The sequence below is a fragment of the Lederbergia galactosidilytica genome (assembly GCF_017873565.1).
Classification (GTDB): Bacteria; Bacillota; Bacilli; order Bacillales; family Bacillaceae_C; genus Lederbergia; species Lederbergia galactosidilytica.
In genome coordinates, this window is record NZ_JAGGKH010000004.1 from 156,208 (window position 1) to 175,407 (window position 19,200).

Sequence of the window (19,200 nt, forward strand, 5' to 3'; positions counted from 1 at the left end):
TTCATTTTATTTTAGCACAGAAGGCCCTCAATAGAAACGTACGTTTCACTTCGAAGATTTTTTCCATGTAAATATCGTAACGGAGACTTTGCTAGGCATACACACAATTTCCTTAATGTCATAGCTTATATTAAAAAGCTTGGAGGAAATGATATGGAGATCGAACAAAACTCTAAACCGAAGGCACCAAAATGGCATATCTTTCAAATTATTGGCATTATGATTGTCATACTATCACTTCTCGCTCTCTTTCTTGTTCCAGACTCTTTATCCCAATTATTCGATACGATTATGAAGGAAGTGAAACCTGTTGTCGTAGATACCTTTTTAACAAGTGAAGTAGGTATTGCAGTCATAGTCAGTGTGATTCTAGGACGAGTATTGGAGAGGCTCGGTTTTACAGATGGACTTATTCGCCTTTTTGTTCCTCTCATGCGTTTGTTTAAAATCAACCCAGCTGTAATCATTCCTAGCGCTTATAATATATTAGGCGATATTAACGCAGCCGGAAAAATTGCTGGTCCGATCCTTGTAAAGGCGCATGCAACAAAGGCTGAGCAGAAAATAGCAGTGGCGACTATGATTCAGTCACCTCAGTCTTTTGCTACTTTTGTACTTGGGTTGATCGCATTATCCATCTTCGGGATTAACGCCTTTCCTCTCATTCTATTAGCAATTTTCGCGCCTCTAGTTGTCGTACCGTTCCTTTTAGCCAAAACAATTTATCGGGATACGAGAAAAGTAAATTTAGATGAATTACCACGATTCACACCGAAAACAACCTTTATGAACACGATTTTTTCTTCTGCCAAGGAAGGAACTGAATTGCTTTTGCTCATCATTATCCCAGCTGTTACGATTGTGTTTATTTTCATCGGCATTTTAAAATTCTCTGGTGTTTGGGAACCAATTGAAACGGGGACGGCTTCCCTATTAACCATGTTAAGTATTGAACCTAATACCGGGATTGTTTCTTTCTTAGTGGCTCCTACTCTTGCTGTCGCTCAGCTAGCTGAAGCTGCCACAACAATCGATCCACGCTTCATCGTCGGATCCTTTGTATTAGCCAATTCAGGTCTACCTATCTATGTCATTGTTGGCCAAATTCCAGCAATTTGGGCTGAATCCTCCCATTTAAGTGAAAGAGAAGTGATCGAGGCTGCAGTGATTGGAATGATCATCCGCATTGCCACTGCCTGTGTGCTTGGTTATTTTCTTACTCCTTTTTTGGTGGGATCTTAAATGGAGAATGCCTATTTGCTTCGAGCAGGTAAATTAGTGACAGTTGGAAAGATGGGGACGTTGTATGATGGTGCCCTGTTAATTGAAGGAGGCAAAATCACAGGAGTTGGGAAATGGCAAACCTTACGGGAACAATTTCCTTCCTTAGTAACTATCGATTATACTCGTGATGTTGTCACTCCGGGTTTAGTTGATTGTCATACCCATTTACTTGAGTTTGCTCCTTCCTCTTTGTATCCCATTACAGAAAAGACCCATTTTCTTGCGGGAAAATCGTTACTCCTCCAGGCTTTAACAGCAGGTATCACAGCACTTGGAGAGCAAATTTGTGGCCATCCCGATTGTAATTTTTCAATTGCTGATTATCGAGAATTGGCGCAGGATTTACCAATCGATATTTCGTTTGCCCCGACAAGTATCTCAATCGGTTTTGAAAAATTAGCCCATTTTTCGGCAGTTACAAAATCAAAGGGAATCCAACAAGCAGACTTAACTCGCCCAACCTTAATTCAAGATCTAGCGAAGCAAAGTGATTATCCAGGGGAAAATCTTTTTATTAATGCCACTCCAGCAAACTTTATAGCGGAAAAGGTTCCACGAGCTGGAGAAATCATCTACACATTGGCAGAGTTAAAACATATAGTAGAGATTTTCCATGAATATGGGAAACAAATCGGTGTACATGTCGCTGGAGAACAAGCGATTGACATGGCTTTAGAGGCAGGGGTTGATGTCCTTCATCACGCCCATGGAATAACCCCTAGACAAGTAAAAATGGCGAAACAGAAAGGCACCCAGATTGTCGCCACTCCAATGGGAGGAACCCATCTAACACCCAATTCTCCCGAAAATATTGTTCATTTAGTTGAGCAAAAGATTCCAGTCTCAATTGCAACAGATGCTTATTTACCTCCTTATCCTGGGGTAGATTGGCTACCCTTTAATGACCAGAGTTTACAAGGCCCAGATGTACTAATGAAAATTGCTCAGCCTGCGATGCAAGCTTTACATGAAAATGGCGTTAATGAAAATGAGGTACTTGCTTTGATCACTGCTAATCCAGCAAAGCTTCTGGGGAAAGAAGCCAAATTTGGGAAATTAGAGGTCGGCATGGATGCGAACCTTTTGGTGACAGAGGGGATACCAGGGTTAGAAATCACAGACAAGGAAGCAATTAAAAAGGTGTATTTTCAGGGAAAGCATGTAGTAGATCGTAGAGGATAATTAGTAGAATTATACTTTAGGAGTTATCCAAGCATTGACACAAATGTTGGATAACTCCTATTTAACAGATTTTCGAAAGAAGTCTCCATCTTCTATCGTGTGCAGGGCGTAGCCCAACGATAAGGTGGAGATGAATTTCGGTTGGCGTAAGACAAATTTACTTTGCTATTCACAAAAATACGGCATAATAAGTACGAGTGTTCTTTGATAACTGGATATATAGGGTTGCGCAGAATCAAATACACGAAAACCAAGTTGTCCTTCTGTGCGTAAAATATCCAAAGTAACGAAAGAACCTCTGAAACTGTCGGACATCTACCGCTGGAACAGCGGGAAGCAAGGCTCAGGGAGATGGAAGGTTGCTTTCATCATGGAACTGAGAAGCTCCCACTTCAAATTATCATTAGAAAATTAAGTGGTGAGTAGTTCACTTAAGGATTAATTTTTCCAACTCCAGCATTCTGCCTCACTAAAACTTTCACTTCCCCAACTGGAGTTAAAGTATATTGATAAGGTGGATTATAGGTTACAGTTGAGGTAATCGGCATATTGCCCGTACTATTTGTGAACATATTATTGCTTACATCCCAATAGCCAATTTCTTTGCTATACAGAGAAACAATCGGATCTTTTGAATTTTCAAAATGATTATTCTCAATTTTTAATGTTGCACCCATCCTTGAATTAATACCGGTATCAATAATATTATCGTAATAGTTATTAAATAGATGTCCCTGTCCAAAGCGGAACAATGGTAAGCGAGAATTCACGTTTGACCAATAATTATGATGATAGGTAATGCGTCGATCATAATCATCACTATCAGAGGAACCTATTAAAGAGGTCTTCCAACTATCGTGAATATGATTCCATGACACCGTTATATATGCAGCGTCTTTTTTCACGTCAATTAATCCGTCATAATAATCTTTATCCGCATTCAAAGTATTATACAACTCATTATGGTCAATCCATACATTTCTTGCCGGACCTTCAATACTGATTGCATCTTTATCACCAATATTCACATGATGTATTTTTAAGTTGCGGATAATTATATTATTAGCCCTCCAAATTTTTATCCCAATACCTTCTAACTCACCTTTTGTTCCGCTACCGTATATAGAAATATCATTTACATCTTTAATATCAATTTTGGATAAGCCTGCAGAGTTACCTTGGGTGATTTTCCCATTTACATATATTTTCAATGGTTTATTTGGATCTTTATTTTTTATAGCGTTTTGCAGATCGGTTCCGGTGTTGACCGTGACGGTAACTGCATTCTCCCCTTCACCGCCAGTTGTCCCACCATTTAAAGTGGCAAATCCCATTAAATCAGTTAATGGCGCATTACTATTTTCGTCAGGAGGAATTACCTCTCCACTTGAACCAACCTCAACGATTTTCCAAAGTTGATTATCAGCTCCATGAAAATCCCATTGGGCAATATTTGCACCTGTCTCCAATGAGTGCTCAAATACTTCTAATGCTTTTCCACTATTCCTATTAATTATTTTATAATCACCATCAGCAACATGCTCGATTTTCCAATCATGTGCCGCACTTTTACGTTCCCTCATTTGTACAATTTTAGCACCATTTTCCTTAGATTTGTCTTGGACATACACTAATTTATTACTGAAGAAACTTTGGATTTGATAGTAACCATCGTCTGTGCCACTAATTTTCCATTGCTGTACCTCTAAATCATTGCGGTCCCACTGCACTAATGGTACATCATCATCACTACTCCAATCATAAACATCCAATACTTTTCCACTATTTTTGTTAATGAATACGTATGATTTGCCTTCATCAAAATTCGCGAGAGCGCTTACTGAAAATAACATTAAAAATCCCAAAAAGACAATTGTACTGAAAAGAGTTTTTCTAAACATTTATCTTTGTCCACCTTTCATTTTTTGTAATGGCTTAGGAACTTGTTTTCTCGGTTGTCCATTCTCATGGTGGGTGAAAGATATTACCCATCCTTGTTCACCCCTTATTTATGGATTGTGTCAATTGTATAGTGTTTTCTATATTAATTGAATAATCATTTTATTTGGATTACCTGTTGGCATTGTCATCCCTTATACGGAATAGATTTTACGAATGTGAGAGCGCCGTCTATCTGAGTTTATGATTATCACTCTCTTTGACACAAAAAAACAGCCCTGTAAGATATTCACACATCTTACAGGACCATTCTTTATTAGTTTTCCTCTACTTCTTTACGATTTTTCTTGAATAGTTTCGATAAAATCTCATACACAATTGGTACAATAATCAAAGTTAGCAAGGTAGAGCTTGCTAGACCACCAATAACGGAAATGGCTAGGCCTTTCGAAATCAGACCACCACCGCCTCCTGTACCCATAGCTAACGGAATTAATGCTCCAATAGTGGCAATAGCCGTCATAAGAATTGGTCGTAGACGGGTAGCGCCCGCTTCTAAGATCGCCTCACGCATGTCCATACCATCGCGTTCCATCCGCACAATTCGATCAACTAATACAATCGCATTTGTGACGACAATTCCTATAAGCATTAGAAGCCCCATCATCACCGATACGGAAATCGTTTCGCCGGCAATTAATAATCCAACAAATGAACCGATAACGGCAAATGGTAACGAGACAAGGATTGAGAATGGCGCAACTCCTTCACCGAATGTCACGACAAGGATGAAATAGACAATCGCAACCGCTGCTAGCATTGCAACACCTAATTGTGTAAAGGTTTCAGTCATATCTGCTGCAACCCCACCAACATCAATAGTGACGCCTTTTGGTAATTCTAATTTATCAATGGCTTTATCCACTTCGGATGTAGCTTTAGAAATATCATCGCCAATGATTGTTCCTGAGACCGTTGCATAGTATTCCCCTTTACTCCGCGCAAGCGTGTTTAAGGTAGTACCTTCCTCCACTTCGACAAGATCAGAGAGTGGCATCGTTGTCCCAAGTGCTGTCTCCACAGGTGTATCGAGAATATCGTCTATCGATTTTGGCTGTTCAGCTTGCTCTTGCTGAACAATTACTTTCATTTCATGCCCATCTTTTTCAATGGTTGTTAAAACTTCCTCTTGTGTTGTTGGGCTTAGCATCATCACAAGTTGACCAGCTGTTAACCCATATTGCAACAATTCATCCTGTTCAACTTTAAAAGTATATTCCACATAAGCATCTTCTGCTGTAGAGGAAACATCTTCTAAGCCATCATTTTCCTTCATTACATCTTCTAGCATTTTAACAGAATCATTAAGTCTATCTAGATTTTCACTATAAAGTGAGTAACTAATTTCATTAGTAGACATTCCCATAGAAGAGAAATCTTGGCTCTTCCATTCACCAGATTGATCAATATCAAACACATAGTTTTCAATTTCTTTGCGAACTTCAGGGAAGTCTTTCATATCTGGATCAAAGATAAGGTACATTAAAGCACCACCTGATCCGCCGCCACCCATCATCGCAGACATGGAGTCCCCACTGTCTGTAATGGACAACTGTAAAATATCAATATCATCCCGTTTTAATAGCTCTTTCTCGACAGCTTCTACATTAGCTAAAGTATCATCCTTTAACTCACCCGTTTCAGGTGTGTACGTTAAATACATTACCTTTTCTTCCTCACTGCCCATAAAGCTAAATCCAATGAGAGGTGTTAATGTCAAACTACCAATTAGTAAAGCAATGGAAATGATAGACGTGATAGCTTTATGTTTTAACGTCCAGTTTAGAATACCTTTATACCAATTTGCTAATTTACCTGTTTCTTTGTGTCGACTCTCTAACTTTTCACCGTATAGCTTCTTCTTAAATAAGAAGTGGGATAAAGCTGGAACGATTGTAATCGCCACAATCAATGAAGCACCAAGAGCAAAGGTCATCGTTAAAGCAAATGGCATAAACAGTTCTCCGACCATTCCACCAACAAAGATTAATGGTGCAAAAACAGCAACTGTTACTAATGTTGATGAAGCAATCGGTTTAAACATCTCGATCGTTGCTTCCCGAATAAGAGCTCGTCCTGTTAATTTTTCTCCTTTTAGATGGAGTCGTCGATAGATATTTTCCACAACTACAATCGAGTCATCGATCACCCGTCCAATCGCAACAGTGATCGCACCGAGTGTCATCATATTTAAGGTAATATCCATCCAGTGCAATAATAACATCGCCATAAAAATGGAGACTGGAATCGAAACGATGGAAATAATCGTCGATTTAAAATCACGTAGGAAGAGAAGAATAATTAATACGGCAATTAATCCCCCGAATAATGCTTTTTCGATCATCGTTGCGATCGAGTCTTCAATCGGCTCTCCTTGGTCAAGGGAAATATCAATGACAAGGCCGTCAATGTTTTTTTCTTCCTCTTCAATTAACTTTTTCACTTCATTTACGACATCAACCGTGTTGGCTTCTTGTCCCTTAACAACTTGGATCGCAATCGCATCTTCACCATTCGTACGGGACACAGATTCTACCTTACCAACTAATTCAACTTTGGCAATATCGCTAAGTTTAACGAAAGGAGATGGATTCGTTTCTGAAGGTGTAACAGGAATAAGCATGTTCTTTAGTTCATCAACTGTCATGAACTTCCCGTCAATCGCAACAGCTTGCTCCCCTTCATCAAACTCATAAAGTCCTAAGGAAACAGCCATATCACTTGCTTGGATCATGTCTTTGACAGTATCCTCAGTTATATCCAGTTCAGCCATCTTCTTATCATCATAAGTAAGATCAACTTCTTCGATATGTTGACCAGTGATTGAAGCAGAGGCCACACCATCTAACTTCTGGATTTTCGGAAGAACAATTTCTTCAACAGTGGATGTCAGTTCCACAATGTCTTCCTTTGTACTACTTACACTAAGCGCCACGACAGGCATCATACTATTTATGTCAATCGCCGTAATTTCAGGAGCCTCTGCCCCATCCGGCAATGTCACATCATCTAAAGCGGACCTTAATTCTCGATTCGCCTCATCCATATCAATTCCATAATCATATTCCACTTGAATACTAGACATGTTAGAATAAGAGTTGGAATAAACAGCTTTTACATTTTTAAGATTTTCTATTTTCTTCTCTAATGGCATGGACACTTCTTCCATAACCTTTTCCGGAGTGGCCCCAGGATAAACATCCATGACCATTAAATAAGGAATCGAAATATCAGGAATGGTCTCCGTCTTCATTCGGGTTCCTGAATAAAGACCAAACACTACAATAATAATGGTCAGAAGCCATACGGCTAATTTATTTTTTATGACAAAATTGACTAAACCCTTCACTACAATACCTACCCCCAATTGACATTTTAAACTTATTTCTCTATAATAATGACTAATCGGTCACTTGTCAACAAGAAAAGACCAAGGTTCCTCATAGCAAGTTTGCTTTTTTTGACATGAATTTTGTTGTTGATGACGCAACCAGAAAGTTTCCAACCCATCGGGCGATAGGGCAAGACAGCATTTGTACCCTAGGACTGAGACACCCTTAGAGAAAAGTGATATTTACTTACCTTTTTAAAAAGTTAGAGGAGAAACATAAAAATGCTAAAAAAACAATTGATTATGGAAAAGGCATTGGAGCTTTTTGCTGAACAAGGATTTGAAGCTACTTCCGTCCAGCAAATTACCGATCATTGTGGAATCTCCAAAGGGGCCTTTTATCTTTCATTTAAATCCAAAGATGAATTGATTTTAACATTAATTGACCATTTTATGAGGCAGATCACTTCAGATATTGACTACCTGGTCAAAAACTCACCTGCTGATCAACTTCTATATCAATTTTACTATACTTTCCATACATATTTTCACAAACATATGAACTTTGCGCGAATTTTTATGAAAGAGCAAATGCAAACTTTGAATCAAGAACTGATTGTGAAAATGCATGAATACAATAAATTACACGAAAAAGCCATTTTACATATGATTGAGCGGTTGTACGGCGACGAGGTCAAACAAACGAAATATGATCTCATTTTCTGTATCAAAAGCTTTATGAAGATGTATACAGAGCTATTTTTATTTGAAAATATCCAATTAGATTTTGCACTTCTTTCGCAAACACTTGTAGAAAAAACCAATTTATTAGCCGAACATATGACACTTCCTTTTATCACAGAAGATTACAACCTGTTAATTGATCATGGGAAAAACCTTGATATCACGAAGGAACAGTTGATCACAATCATCGACAAAAACCTAAGTGAAATGGGAGATTCACTTGAAAAAGACTCACTTCTTCTACTTAAGCAGGAACTAACAGCCCCTTCACTAGGCTTAGCTATTACCAATGGGTTAATCGAAAACATCCGCCATGACCCTCATTGTAAATGGGTCGCTTATTTGTTGAGGAACTATTATCAAAAACAAGGAAAGTAAAATTGACACAAGGAGAAGGCGGTTTTGCCTAAACAGCAAAACCGCCTTCCTCTTTTTATAAAGATGCCAACTTATTATTCTCTACCCTTCACCTAGGCGATCGCCATTTATTTTTCGAGGTAGATTCCATTTATAGTAAACAGATAACATTCTGAATAGAACAATGAAAGCTAGCAACAAGTATGTGGAGAAAGGGTTCCGGATAAGACCTAAACCAATAGAGAGTCCCCCTAATGCAGCCCATAAAGCATATATATCGGAGTGGAAGATCATTGGTTTTCGACCAGCAAATACATCCCGTAACATGCCTCCTCCTGCTCCCGTTATTGTAGCTGCAATAATAACAGCAATAAGTGGTGTATCAATGGACACCGCATATCTGGCCCCTTGGATAGCGAAGGCTCCCAACCCAATCGCATCAAAAAAGACAACCCATCTTTGCCAACGTTTCATCCATTTAGTAGGAATAATAAATACCATTATAATGATGACAAAAGCAACGGCAAATAGTAAATCTTGTTGCCATATATTGACGATCGGGATCCCAATCAAAAGATTTCGGATCAAGCCACCACCGAAAGCAGTCGTGTAACCTAAAACAAAAACACCTAATATGTCATAATCTTCTTCTATCGCTATTAACGCTCCACTTACAGCAAAAGCGAGCGTACCAATAATATTAAGGATCTCCCATGTCACGGTTATCCCCCCCTCTAATAAGTTATCATTCCCTTATTATAAGCAAATGAATAACCATTAGGCTACGTGATTAACTATACTTATTACTTCTTTTTAGAAAAGGGCTTACTGAGCTACATGGAGATGAACAAGTTTATTGCTTTTTCTTCAATTCATCCATCCTCTTCTGATAACTGTCAATTTTTTCCACGATACGATCTACTTCTGAATCAACTAAATCCAATTTTTCGTCCGCTTGTTCTTCTATCAAGTTTGTGTAATCTTTCGCTTTTTCCTCAACAAGAGTTTCAAGCTCGGCTTGCTGTTGTTCATCAATCAGTTCTTCCTTTTTTAATAGTGCAACCGCTCCAGAAATCCGCAAGTTTTCGACACGAATAGCATCTTTAATCTTTTCATGATATTTATGAACTTTATCCCGTGCCATTGTGTGCGGCCACCCAATTGGCTTTTGGTAAATAAGTGACACTAAATCTAAATCAGACGGGAGCCATATTTTCGTCATTTGTCCAGTCATTTCTTCTAATGTATTAGCACTCAGATAACTACCATTACCAGCTTTTGCTACTGCTTTTAGTTGGGACTCAGCTTTGTTGTCAACTTGAAATCCAATTACATTCACTTTGCCAACAGGATGTTCTTGAGCAAATTTCTTTGCTTCTGCAACAGGATCTCCCCCACATGTTTCTTCCCCATCACTCACAATATAAAGAGTTATATCTTCATTAGTAGCTTCATGATCTTTTCGCGCAGCAGCAATCGCTCCAGCAAGTGGTGTCCATCCCTTTGCAAACACTTTATCAAGCGTTTTTTCGAATGCATCGTCATTGTATTTCCCAAGTGGGTATACTTCCTCAATTCCTGTACATGATAGTTCTTTATCACGATCTTCTTGTGTACCTTTATGGCCATAAGCATAAAGCGAAACATCACTTTTTTGCCCCATCGTCTGAGCAAAGCTACTTACAGCACTTTTCGCAACATCCATTTTCAATCGGCCCTCTGTAGGTAGTAGCATACTAGAGCTAGCATCTAGCAAGATTATTGCATTGGTAGGAGCTTCCTCTTTTGTCCCCCCATCGTTCACTTCATACGGCTCTGGTAATAGTGGTTCCTTAAATGTTGGCGAATATGTAAACAGGGGTTCCACTAGATTTTTATACTGTGAACCGCCTAAATAAGCAATCAATACTTCATGAATCACTTGCGGATCCTTCTCATTCTGCAAAAAACTGCCTATCTCTTCTAAAAATTCAGAGCGGATTTGGGCAGGTACTTCTCTTGAAGCCCACATAGATGTTTCTTGTTCAACAGTAAAATCCTTGGTCAAACGCCCAACTGGAAGGTCGATCATCTCTTCCACCGACATGGCGATAAGCGATTCAGAAGATGGTAGCTCAATCGCTTCCGTCGCTTTTTCTTGCGCCAAGCTAGGTTCAGACTCTTCCATTTCCTTCTTTTCTACAGAAATTGTCTCTTGAACTGGAGTCTGTTTTGCAGTATCTATCTCTTTCTTACTTTTTACCTCTTTCGAAGCACAACCACTTATGATAATGGAAATTAATATAAACGCCAAAAAGTACCGTTTCAAATCTTCCTCCTCCTTATCGCTGAATAGCACGACTACTATACCACAGCACAAAAAATTACCCAATAGGTCTTAATTGTGATTTTTCAGACTACAAGGAGATCCATAAAGACCTTCTCACTGACAATCCAATTTCCATGTCTTAAATTGTAATTAACATCCTTTAAGACAAGGTGCTAGGTGATGAACAGACAGGATTAATCACCTATTAAAAGCAAAAACGACCAAATAGGATGAAGATTTTCATCCTATTTGATCGTCCAATATCACTTATTCCCTTTAATTGATTATTCTAGCTCACTATTATTTTTCACTTTCGTTTCTTCAATTGTCTGATCAAACTTCCGCAAATATTTACTCGCAAATTCCTTTCCTCCAAGACCAAAGGCTAGGCCAAAGGCAAGAGCAAGGGCTCCTAGTATTAAAATGAAGGCAGATGCGACAATAGATGTAGCAATTCCCAGTTGGGTCAACGCCATAAAGACAGCCAATGTAATAATCGCATACTTTGCAAACCCAGCCAGAATCTTAATCGCCGGCCCATGAAGTAGATTAATTAAAATCTTTTCAACAATATTAGCTAGGATCAAGGCAATACCTAGAATAAGGACTGCAGCCAATACATTTGGTAAGTATGCCGTAATAGCAGCTGCAATATCAACTAGGAAATCAAGCTTAATAAGATATAGAGCTTGCACTGTTAAGAAAAAGATAATTAAAACTTGTACTATATATCCGACAACAGTAGATACCTGCATTTTGGTTTTATTCGCTTTAGTCTGACCCATTGGCAACTTAGCAGTAAGATTATCGAAACCTACACGGTGTAAAAAGTCGCTAACAAATCCACCAATGAACTTGCCTAACCAAATGCCAACAAATACTAATGCAATGGCAATAAGGATATTTGGAATCATATTCATGACTTCATGAAGCATACTAATGGCAGGTTCTGTAATACCTTTTAAATCCAACTTCTCCAATGCTGCAATCGCTACTGGAATGAGAATCAAAATAAAGACAAGATTTCCGATAAAGGTAGCTAAACTAGAATCTCCAAATATCTTATTCATTTTCAATTTGCTTACGAGTTTCTCAGATCCAACTGCTTGTAAAAGGTTTACAACAATATTTTTCACCATTTTCGCTACAAACCAACCGACCGCAAAGATAATCGCTGCAGCAATTAGTTTTGGAATAAAAGCTAAAATTGTTGCCAACAAACCACTAAATGGCTCTGAAACCCCTTGAATATTTAAAGCATCCATAACACCAGGAATAAAGATTAATAGAATAAGATAAAAGGCTACTTTTCCAATTGTTGTTAAATATTCGTCCGCCTTTTCAAGCGTATTCGCTAATTTTAATTTCACTAACAACTCATTCACACGGATTTTTTTACTTCCGCGCACAATTGCCCACTGAGCAATAGTTCCAATCACAAACGCCAACGCAAGAATTAAAGCCGCTTTAAGAACCGCAGGAATAAACGCTAAGAAAGTCGAAACTAAATCTGTTAATGGGTTTGCAATCATATTTAAGTTAAGAATATTAAAGAACAGGATTAAGACGAAGACGAGTAAAATATAATAAATGATTTTACCAATTATTTTGTTTGAGTCGACAGGCGGCTCTCCAGGTCGAACCTTTTTATAAAGTTTTTCATCTAATTTTGTCTTTTTTAATGCCTTTTCCACTCCACCAGCTATAAGCTTGGCAAGCAGCCAACCAACTAATAATACCAAAATCGCAATGACAAAATTTTGTACACTGTGAAGGAAACCAGATGTTGCATACATATCGAATATGTTCATTTTTTCCTCTCCTTACTTATTTAGCTAAATGTGTCTAGTGGTTATATTACCTATTGTTTTTTGAACTAAACTTCTATTTGGAAGATTATGTGGGATAGAGATACCTTTAATAGAGTTCTATTCAGTATGTTAAAATAATAATAATCAATAGAGTCAGAGAAACATTAGAAAGGATTTTTACGATGCCTGTAGGGGAAGAGTTTTTCAATCGAAAGAGAAAAGAATTAGGAGTCTCGCTGAATGATGTACAAAAAAGAGCCGTTTTGAATATAGAAGGTCCATTACTTCTTTTAGCTTCACCTGGTTCCGGAAAAACAACCACTCTTATTATGAAAATAGGCTACTTAATCGAAGAGGTTGGATTAGAACCCGCTCGTATAAAGGCAGTGACTTTCAGTAATGCATCTGCAAATGATATGAAAGAGCGGTACCAGCGTTTTTTTCCCACACTCCCACCTGTTGAGTTTTCGACAATTCATAGTCTCGCCTTCCAGGTCGTTCGGGAGTATTTTTATAAAAAACAGATTCAATATCACATCATCGAAGGTAGCGATCCTAGTCGCTTCAATAAAAAATTGCTTTTACGAGATTTGTTTAAGGCAGTCAATCATAAGTCCATTACAGATGAGCAATTAGAAGAACTGCTCACTTATATCAGTCTAATCAAGAACAAGCTAGTGCCTCAGGATAAATGGTCCACAATTTCCTGTGATGTTCCAAATGCATTGCAGATTTTCCAAAAATACGAACGGTTTAAACGGGCTGGAACCGATCAACTATTTGTTGACTATGATGATATGCTGACGATTGCCAATCAGGCGTTTAGAAAAGATCATGCTATATTAGCAAAATACCAACAAAAGTACGATTATCTTTTAACAGATGAAAGTCAAGATACATCATTCGTTCAGCATGCAATTATTGAGAAGTTAGTGCAAAAGCATCAAAACCTATGTGTCGTGGCAGATGATGACCAATCTATTTATAGTTGGCGAGCAGCCGAGCCACAATATTTACTTAATTTTCAAAAGGTGTATCCAGATGCCCAAATTTTGATGATGGAGCAGAATTATCGTTCTTCTCAAGATATCGTGAGTGTCGCGAATACATTTATTAAGCAAAATAAAAATCGCTATAATAAAAATATGTTTACTGAAAATCCCACTCATACACCGATTACGTTAAAAACATTAGCAGATTACCAATACCAATCTGACTATTTAATAGATCAGATTTCAAAGGAAGAGAATCTGCGTGAAATCGCGGTGTTATATCGCAATAACGCTTCCTCCATTTTACTTTTGGACGCATTGGATAAAGCACATATCCCTTTCTATATGAAAGATGCTAATAATCGTTTTTTTAGCCATTGGATTGTGGAGGATATTTTAAACTTTATGCGGTTATCGTATGACGTGAAACGAGTAGATATTTTCGAACGGATTTATTCTAAATTCCATCTTTACCTAAAAAAATCGCATATCCAACAACTGAAGCGACCAAGCCATGAATCGGTCTTTGATCGTTTGCTAAAATCGACAGACTTGCAGGAGTGGCAGAAGGAAAAAGTGAAGGCTTACCAAAGTCGCTACCACCAAATGCAGAAGAAGACTCCCTTTCAAGTAATTTTAATGATTCGCGAAGAGTTTGGTTACGAAAAAGTTATGAAGAAGATGTCAGAAAAACTTGGTTTTAAAATGGATTATTTATTAGAGGTATTAAATACATTGGAGGAAATTGCAAAATCCACCCAGTCAATGGTCGAATTCGCCAATAGGTTAGACCATTTAGCCTCTTTACTAAAAACATCCAAATATAACAAACAGCAAAACGCCATCACACTCTCCACTTTCCATAGCGCGAAGGGATTGGAATTTGCAAAAGTGTATATGATTGATTTAATCAAAGGCGTCATTCCGACGCAATCTGAGGAGGATCAACTTGAGGAGGGTAAGAGTGAAGAGATGGAAGAAGCTGTGCGTCTTTTCTATGTTGGCATGACGAGAACAAAAACGCATTTAGAGCTACTCTCCTATTCCAAACGTTTTGGCAAAAAAGTCAGTCCATCCAAGTTTGTTAGAGATGTCAAAAGAATTATTTCCCCTGAAGAATTCCAAAAGTCACATCCTACTAAAACAGCGATTCCCAAAAACAAAGCAAGACAGCAAAAAAATGGGAACGCTGATCAAACAAATGCGATCAAAGACCCCGCGAAGTTTCTTGTCGGACTGAAAATCAAGCATCGCATATTTGGAATAGGCGAAATTACTTATCGAACAGATGATACGATGAAAATTCGCTTTGAAAAATACTCCAAAACTTTGTCGGTCGACACCTGCCTAGAACATGGATTAATCGAAGCAGTGGATAGCATATCCTGAAATGTACTGAAGATCGTTAGTCTATTTTAAAAGTTCAGCTCCCTTTGTTTTCTAACTTAGGGAACTGAACCTTTTTATGCCTTATCATTAGGCGCATCCTATTTTACCAATGGCCTTGTTGACTCTCTCAAAATAACTTCTCCTTCTAACAATACCTTTTCATAGGGCGCATCTTTTTCTCTTAATCTTCTGATTAACATTTCAACACCGCGTTTTCCCAAATCCTTTTTGGCAATTTTGACTGTTGTTAATGTCGGGGAATACCGGTAAGAAACTTCTTTATTATCGAAGCCAGTGACAGACACATCATCAGGCACCTTTACCCCTTTTTTCTCCAATATACCAACTAAATTTCGTGCAATTTGATCATTTGCGCATACAAACGCTGTTGGGAAATGCAGTTGGCCTTGTCTTTCCTCAATCCATTGACAAAGCATAAGGGTTCCCTCACTTAAATTCGTTAAACTTGAATCAAATCTAAAGTTTTGATCCAATATTTCTAGTGCCTTTCGGAAGCCGATCCATCGATCATAGAAACTTCTTGAATAATGAATATTCCCGACAAAGTGAATCCTTTGGTGGCCAAGACCTATTAAGTAGTTTGTCATTTTCTCGCTAGCATCGACATTATTATTAAAGACCGCATCACAGGAAAGCAAATAATCCTCATGGTCGATCATAATGACCGGGATTTCCATTTGGCTTACCTGCAGCATAAGAGGGGTGGTCACCATACCAATCGTAATGATCCCTACATACCCCTTAGGATTAATAATAGCTTTTAAATGGTTCGGATTTTCTTCTGTGACAACAACCATTCCAAATCCGTGTTTTTCAAGTCCTTCCGAGACCCCCTTCATCACCCTTCCCCAGTAAGAAGATGTTGGGGTTTGTTCCCGAATATTTTGCAACAAAACAAGCACTGTCTGTTTTCCAGAAACGCTGAAGCTATTCTCCAGCGTAATCTGACTTGTCCTTTGTTTTCTTTGATTCACATAGCCTAAATCACTCGCTACACGTAAAACTTGCTCGCGCATCTGTGCACTTACTCCGTCCTTCCCAGACAATGCCCTTGAAACAACATATTTAGATACTCCTAAATAATCGGCAATAAGTTGCATCGTTACTTTCTTGCTCATGGAGTCGATCTCTCCAATAAAAATATTTAGTTTGCAATATTATAAATGCTACGTACAATAAGACGATCTTGAAAGGTTCGCGATGAAAGCTTTTGACTTAAGCTCTCCTTTTTCACAACTATTTTTTTGCTTCGATCAGCTGATAAGTCAAAATAATTTTCATTAAAGATGCAGTCTGCTCCATCTAAATCTAGCTCAACGTATTTAGCAAAGCATGCGGATGAAAGCTCAATCTCGAAAGTATCATCCGTCTCTTTAACCTGATGATGAATTTGCGGATCTAAGAATTCAAAGTGTTTAGCCTTTGTGAATAAAACCGTTGTAGTGGAATAGAGTTCTCCATCTATATATAAAAGCGCCTCAAGATACACACGTCTCTTTTCAGCCAGTGTTAGTTGATCTGCAAAAGATAGAGCTTCTAATTTCTGAGCTGTTAAGGAAGGAATCTCTTGAACTGTCGTTCCTTCTTTAAGTATTCGGGAACGGTTTGTCTTTAACTTCCACTCAACCTTTACCGTCTTACTTCCTAGCGTGTCATTCGTTACATAAATATCCGCCTCTGTCCCTTCTTCTTGAATCGAAAGTAAGATAGGATCATAGAACTTCTTGGCGAAATAATGCAATGCTTTCCAGCGCCCTTCATAATCTATGCTCGACCATGAAGCCACTGGCCAACAATCATTAAGCTGCCAATATAAAGAACCCATGCACCTCCCGCGATTTCTCCTCCAATGTTCCACCCCATATTTGATCGCTTCCGCCTGTTGAATTTGCGATACATACAGTAAGGAAGGGAAATCTTTTGGATATAAGAAATTCTCCGATAAATAAGATAAGATCAATCCATTAGCTCCATCATTTTTTTGGTGTTTTTCCATGACATAGGAAAAAATATTACGATCTTCCTCTTCCGTGAATGTTTCAATTGTTTTAATAGACGGAAAAGATTGGAATCCAAACTCAGAGCAAAATCTAAAATGATATTTTCGGTATTCCGTAAATGGTTTCCTTCCATGCCAAACATTCCAATAATGCATATCTCCCACATCTGGATTGCGCGGCTGATCAAATCCCCCACCAGAAGATGGAGAGGATGGCCAATAGAATGTTTCAGGGTCTAGGTTTTCCATTAACTCTGGAAGCATCACTTCGAATAATTTAATATAATCTGTCCGGAATTTTGAACGCTCTGGCCAGCCCCAATATTCCCAACCTTCTTCCACTTCGTTATTGCCACACCATATTCCTAAACTAGCATGATGACGAATGCGCTTTACATTATCAATAACCTCTTGTTTTACTGTCTCTGCAAATCCTTTCGTTACGTCATAAGCACTACAAGCAAACATGAAATCTTGCCAAACAATCAGACCATATTGATCACATAATTCATAGAAGTAATCAGGAGGATAGTAACCCCCACCCCATATTCTAATCATGTTAAAATTCGCTTCCACACAATCCTGAATAAGCCGCTCCGTTCGTTGCCTTGAAGTTCTCGGAATAAGACTATCCTCAGGAATATAATTGGCTCCTTTTGCAAATAGCGAAATACCATTCACACTAAATTCAAAAGATTTACCCCATTGATCAGCTTCATGTTTAACTTCAATGGTACGCAAACCTATCTGATACTTCTTATGATCCACAATCTTCCCTGCAGCCGTTGCTGTGATTTGGATATCATATAGTGGTTGATTTCCATAACCTTTAGGCCACCATAACTTCGGTTCTTCAATCAAAAAGGGAAAATTCTCCTCATTCATAGCCTTTTTTACATTTTGAGTACTGATATGACCATCAGGACTTGTTACTGTTATTTCTAATTCGATGTCCCCCTCTAATAATCGTTCTATTTGAACCCTAACATTTACATCAACATGATTTTCAAAATGTTGTTGTGTAATATAGACATCATCAAGGTAGCCAATATTGCGCCCAACAAGCGTAATACTGCGCCAAATACCAAAGTCGGGAATTTTTGGGCCCCAATCCCACCCAAACATACTATGAGCCTTACGGGCATAGGGATAGCCTGGGATTGCATGTTCCACCCCAACTAATGGCTGTTTCTTCTGTCTTTCCTCTATAAATTTCACCGGAGAAGCAAATTGAACTTTAATGCTGTTTTCCCCTTGAAGCAATACTTCTTTTACATCCATCTCATATGTCCTATGCATATTATTTGTGCGAGCTATTTCATTATCGTTGATATAGATGGTAGCAAATGTATCTAATCCTTCAGATAGCAAAATTATTTGATCTTGTTGAAGAAACTCTTCCGTTAAAGTAAATGATCGTTTATATTCATAAGACTTTTCTGCAATACGATAAGCTTCTATTTCATTATCACGATAAAAAGGATCTGCGATTTTCCCGAGGGTTAATAAGTCATTCATAACAGATCCCGGAACAGTCGCTGTTAGCCATTCTTCCTCACCTATTTCCCGCATTTCCCAAATTCCATCCAAAGAAAACTCCATTAAACTCAACACCTTTGTTATTTTTGTTATTTCAAAATCCGCTTTGTTAGGTAGATTATAACACGCTTTAATTATAAAGTTAACGTTTAATCATAAAATACTTTTATCTTTTCTTATCTTAACTTATTAAAGATAGATTATCGTTAGTGACCATTCGATACAAACAGCTTTGGTTAATTATATTTAGGTTATTGTTAACCTAAATCCATTGTATTGACCCT

Annotated in this window: 10 protein-coding genes and 2 pseudogenes; 4 read left to right on the top strand and 8 right to left on the bottom strand. The window is 38.1% G+C overall.

From position 1 onward, the window contains the following. The first annotated feature begins 153 nt into the window (after positions 1-153). Together J2Z23_RS05755 and J2Z23_RS05760 are read left to right on the top strand one after the other, a co-directional pair. Positions 154-1,242 (top strand): hypothetical protein, encoded by a 1,089-nt coding sequence (locus J2Z23_RS05755; protein WP_238456219.1) that lies wholly within the window; start codon positions 154-156, stop codon positions 1,240-1,242. Further along, positions 1,243-2,466: an amidohydrolase family protein gene (locus J2Z23_RS05760; RefSeq protein ID WP_057981728.1), complete on the top strand. Its 1,224-nt coding sequence runs from the start codon at positions 1,243-1,245 to the stop codon at positions 2,464-2,466. It abuts the gene before it with no gap. 431 nt (positions 2,467-2,897) lie between these two features. Here the strand turns inward: J2Z23_RS05760 and J2Z23_RS22205 are convergent. The 3 genes and pseudogenes from J2Z23_RS22205 to J2Z23_RS05770 form a co-directional block, all read right to left on the bottom strand. Further along, positions 2,898-3,818, bottom strand: a pseudogene (locus tag J2Z23_RS22205) (pectate lyase family protein); the annotation flags it as partial. Between the two features lie 45 nt (positions 3,819-3,863). Further along, a pseudogene (locus tag J2Z23_RS22210) lies at positions 3,864-4,367 on the bottom strand (RICIN domain-containing protein); the annotation flags it as partial. 314 nt (positions 4,368-4,681) lie between these two features. Beyond that, positions 4,682-7,774 (bottom strand): efflux RND transporter permease subunit, encoded by a 3,093-nt coding sequence (locus J2Z23_RS05770; RefSeq protein ID WP_209973452.1) that lies wholly within the window; start codon positions 7,772-7,774, stop codon positions 4,682-4,684. Positions 7,775-8,038: 264 nt separating this feature from the next. Between J2Z23_RS05770 and J2Z23_RS05775 the strand changes: the two genes are divergently transcribed. Continuing rightward, entirely contained in the window at positions 8,039-8,878 is an 840-nt protein-coding gene (locus J2Z23_RS05775) for a TetR/AcrR family transcriptional regulator (protein ID WP_064468742.1), read from the top strand. 81 nt (positions 8,879-8,959) lie between these two features. Here the strand turns inward: J2Z23_RS05775 and J2Z23_RS05780 are convergent, their stop codons facing one another. From J2Z23_RS05780 to J2Z23_RS05790, 3 genes are all read right to left on the bottom strand, one after another. Then, positions 8,960-9,577 (bottom strand): trimeric intracellular cation channel family protein, encoded by a 618-nt coding sequence (locus J2Z23_RS05780; protein ID WP_057981725.1) that lies wholly within the window; start codon positions 9,575-9,577, stop codon positions 8,960-8,962. Positions 9,578-9,710: 133 nt separating this feature from the next. After that, complete coding sequence (locus J2Z23_RS05785; RefSeq protein WP_064468741.1) at positions 9,711-11,165, bottom strand: vWA domain-containing protein; 1,455 nt, start codon at positions 11,163-11,165, stop codon at positions 9,711-9,713. A 284-nt stretch (positions 11,166-11,449) separates the two neighbouring features. Beyond that, the gene (locus J2Z23_RS05790; RefSeq protein WP_064468740.1) at positions 11,450-12,976 is read right to left on the bottom strand and encodes a mechanosensitive ion channel; all 1,527 of its coding nucleotides are present in this window, start codon (positions 12,974-12,976) and stop codon (positions 11,450-11,452) included. Between the two features lie 182 nt (positions 12,977-13,158). Between J2Z23_RS05790 and J2Z23_RS05795 the strand changes: the two genes are divergently transcribed. Further along, complete coding sequence (locus J2Z23_RS05795; protein WP_209973455.1) at positions 13,159-15,357, top strand: ATP-dependent helicase; 2,199 nt, start codon at positions 13,159-13,161, stop codon at positions 15,355-15,357. A 98-nt stretch (positions 15,358-15,455) separates the two neighbouring features. Here the strand turns inward: J2Z23_RS05795 and J2Z23_RS05800 are convergent, their stop codons facing one another. Beyond that, positions 15,456-16,496, bottom strand: coding sequence for a LacI family DNA-binding transcriptional regulator (locus tag J2Z23_RS05800; RefSeq protein ID WP_209973457.1), 1,041 nt, complete (start codon positions 16,494-16,496; stop codon positions 15,456-15,458). 26 nt (positions 16,497-16,522) lie between these two features. Further along, positions 16,523-18,979, bottom strand: coding sequence for a beta-mannosidase (locus tag J2Z23_RS05805; RefSeq protein WP_209973459.1), 2,457 nt, complete (start codon positions 18,977-18,979; stop codon positions 16,523-16,525). Positions 18,980-19,200: the final 221 nt, after the last annotated feature.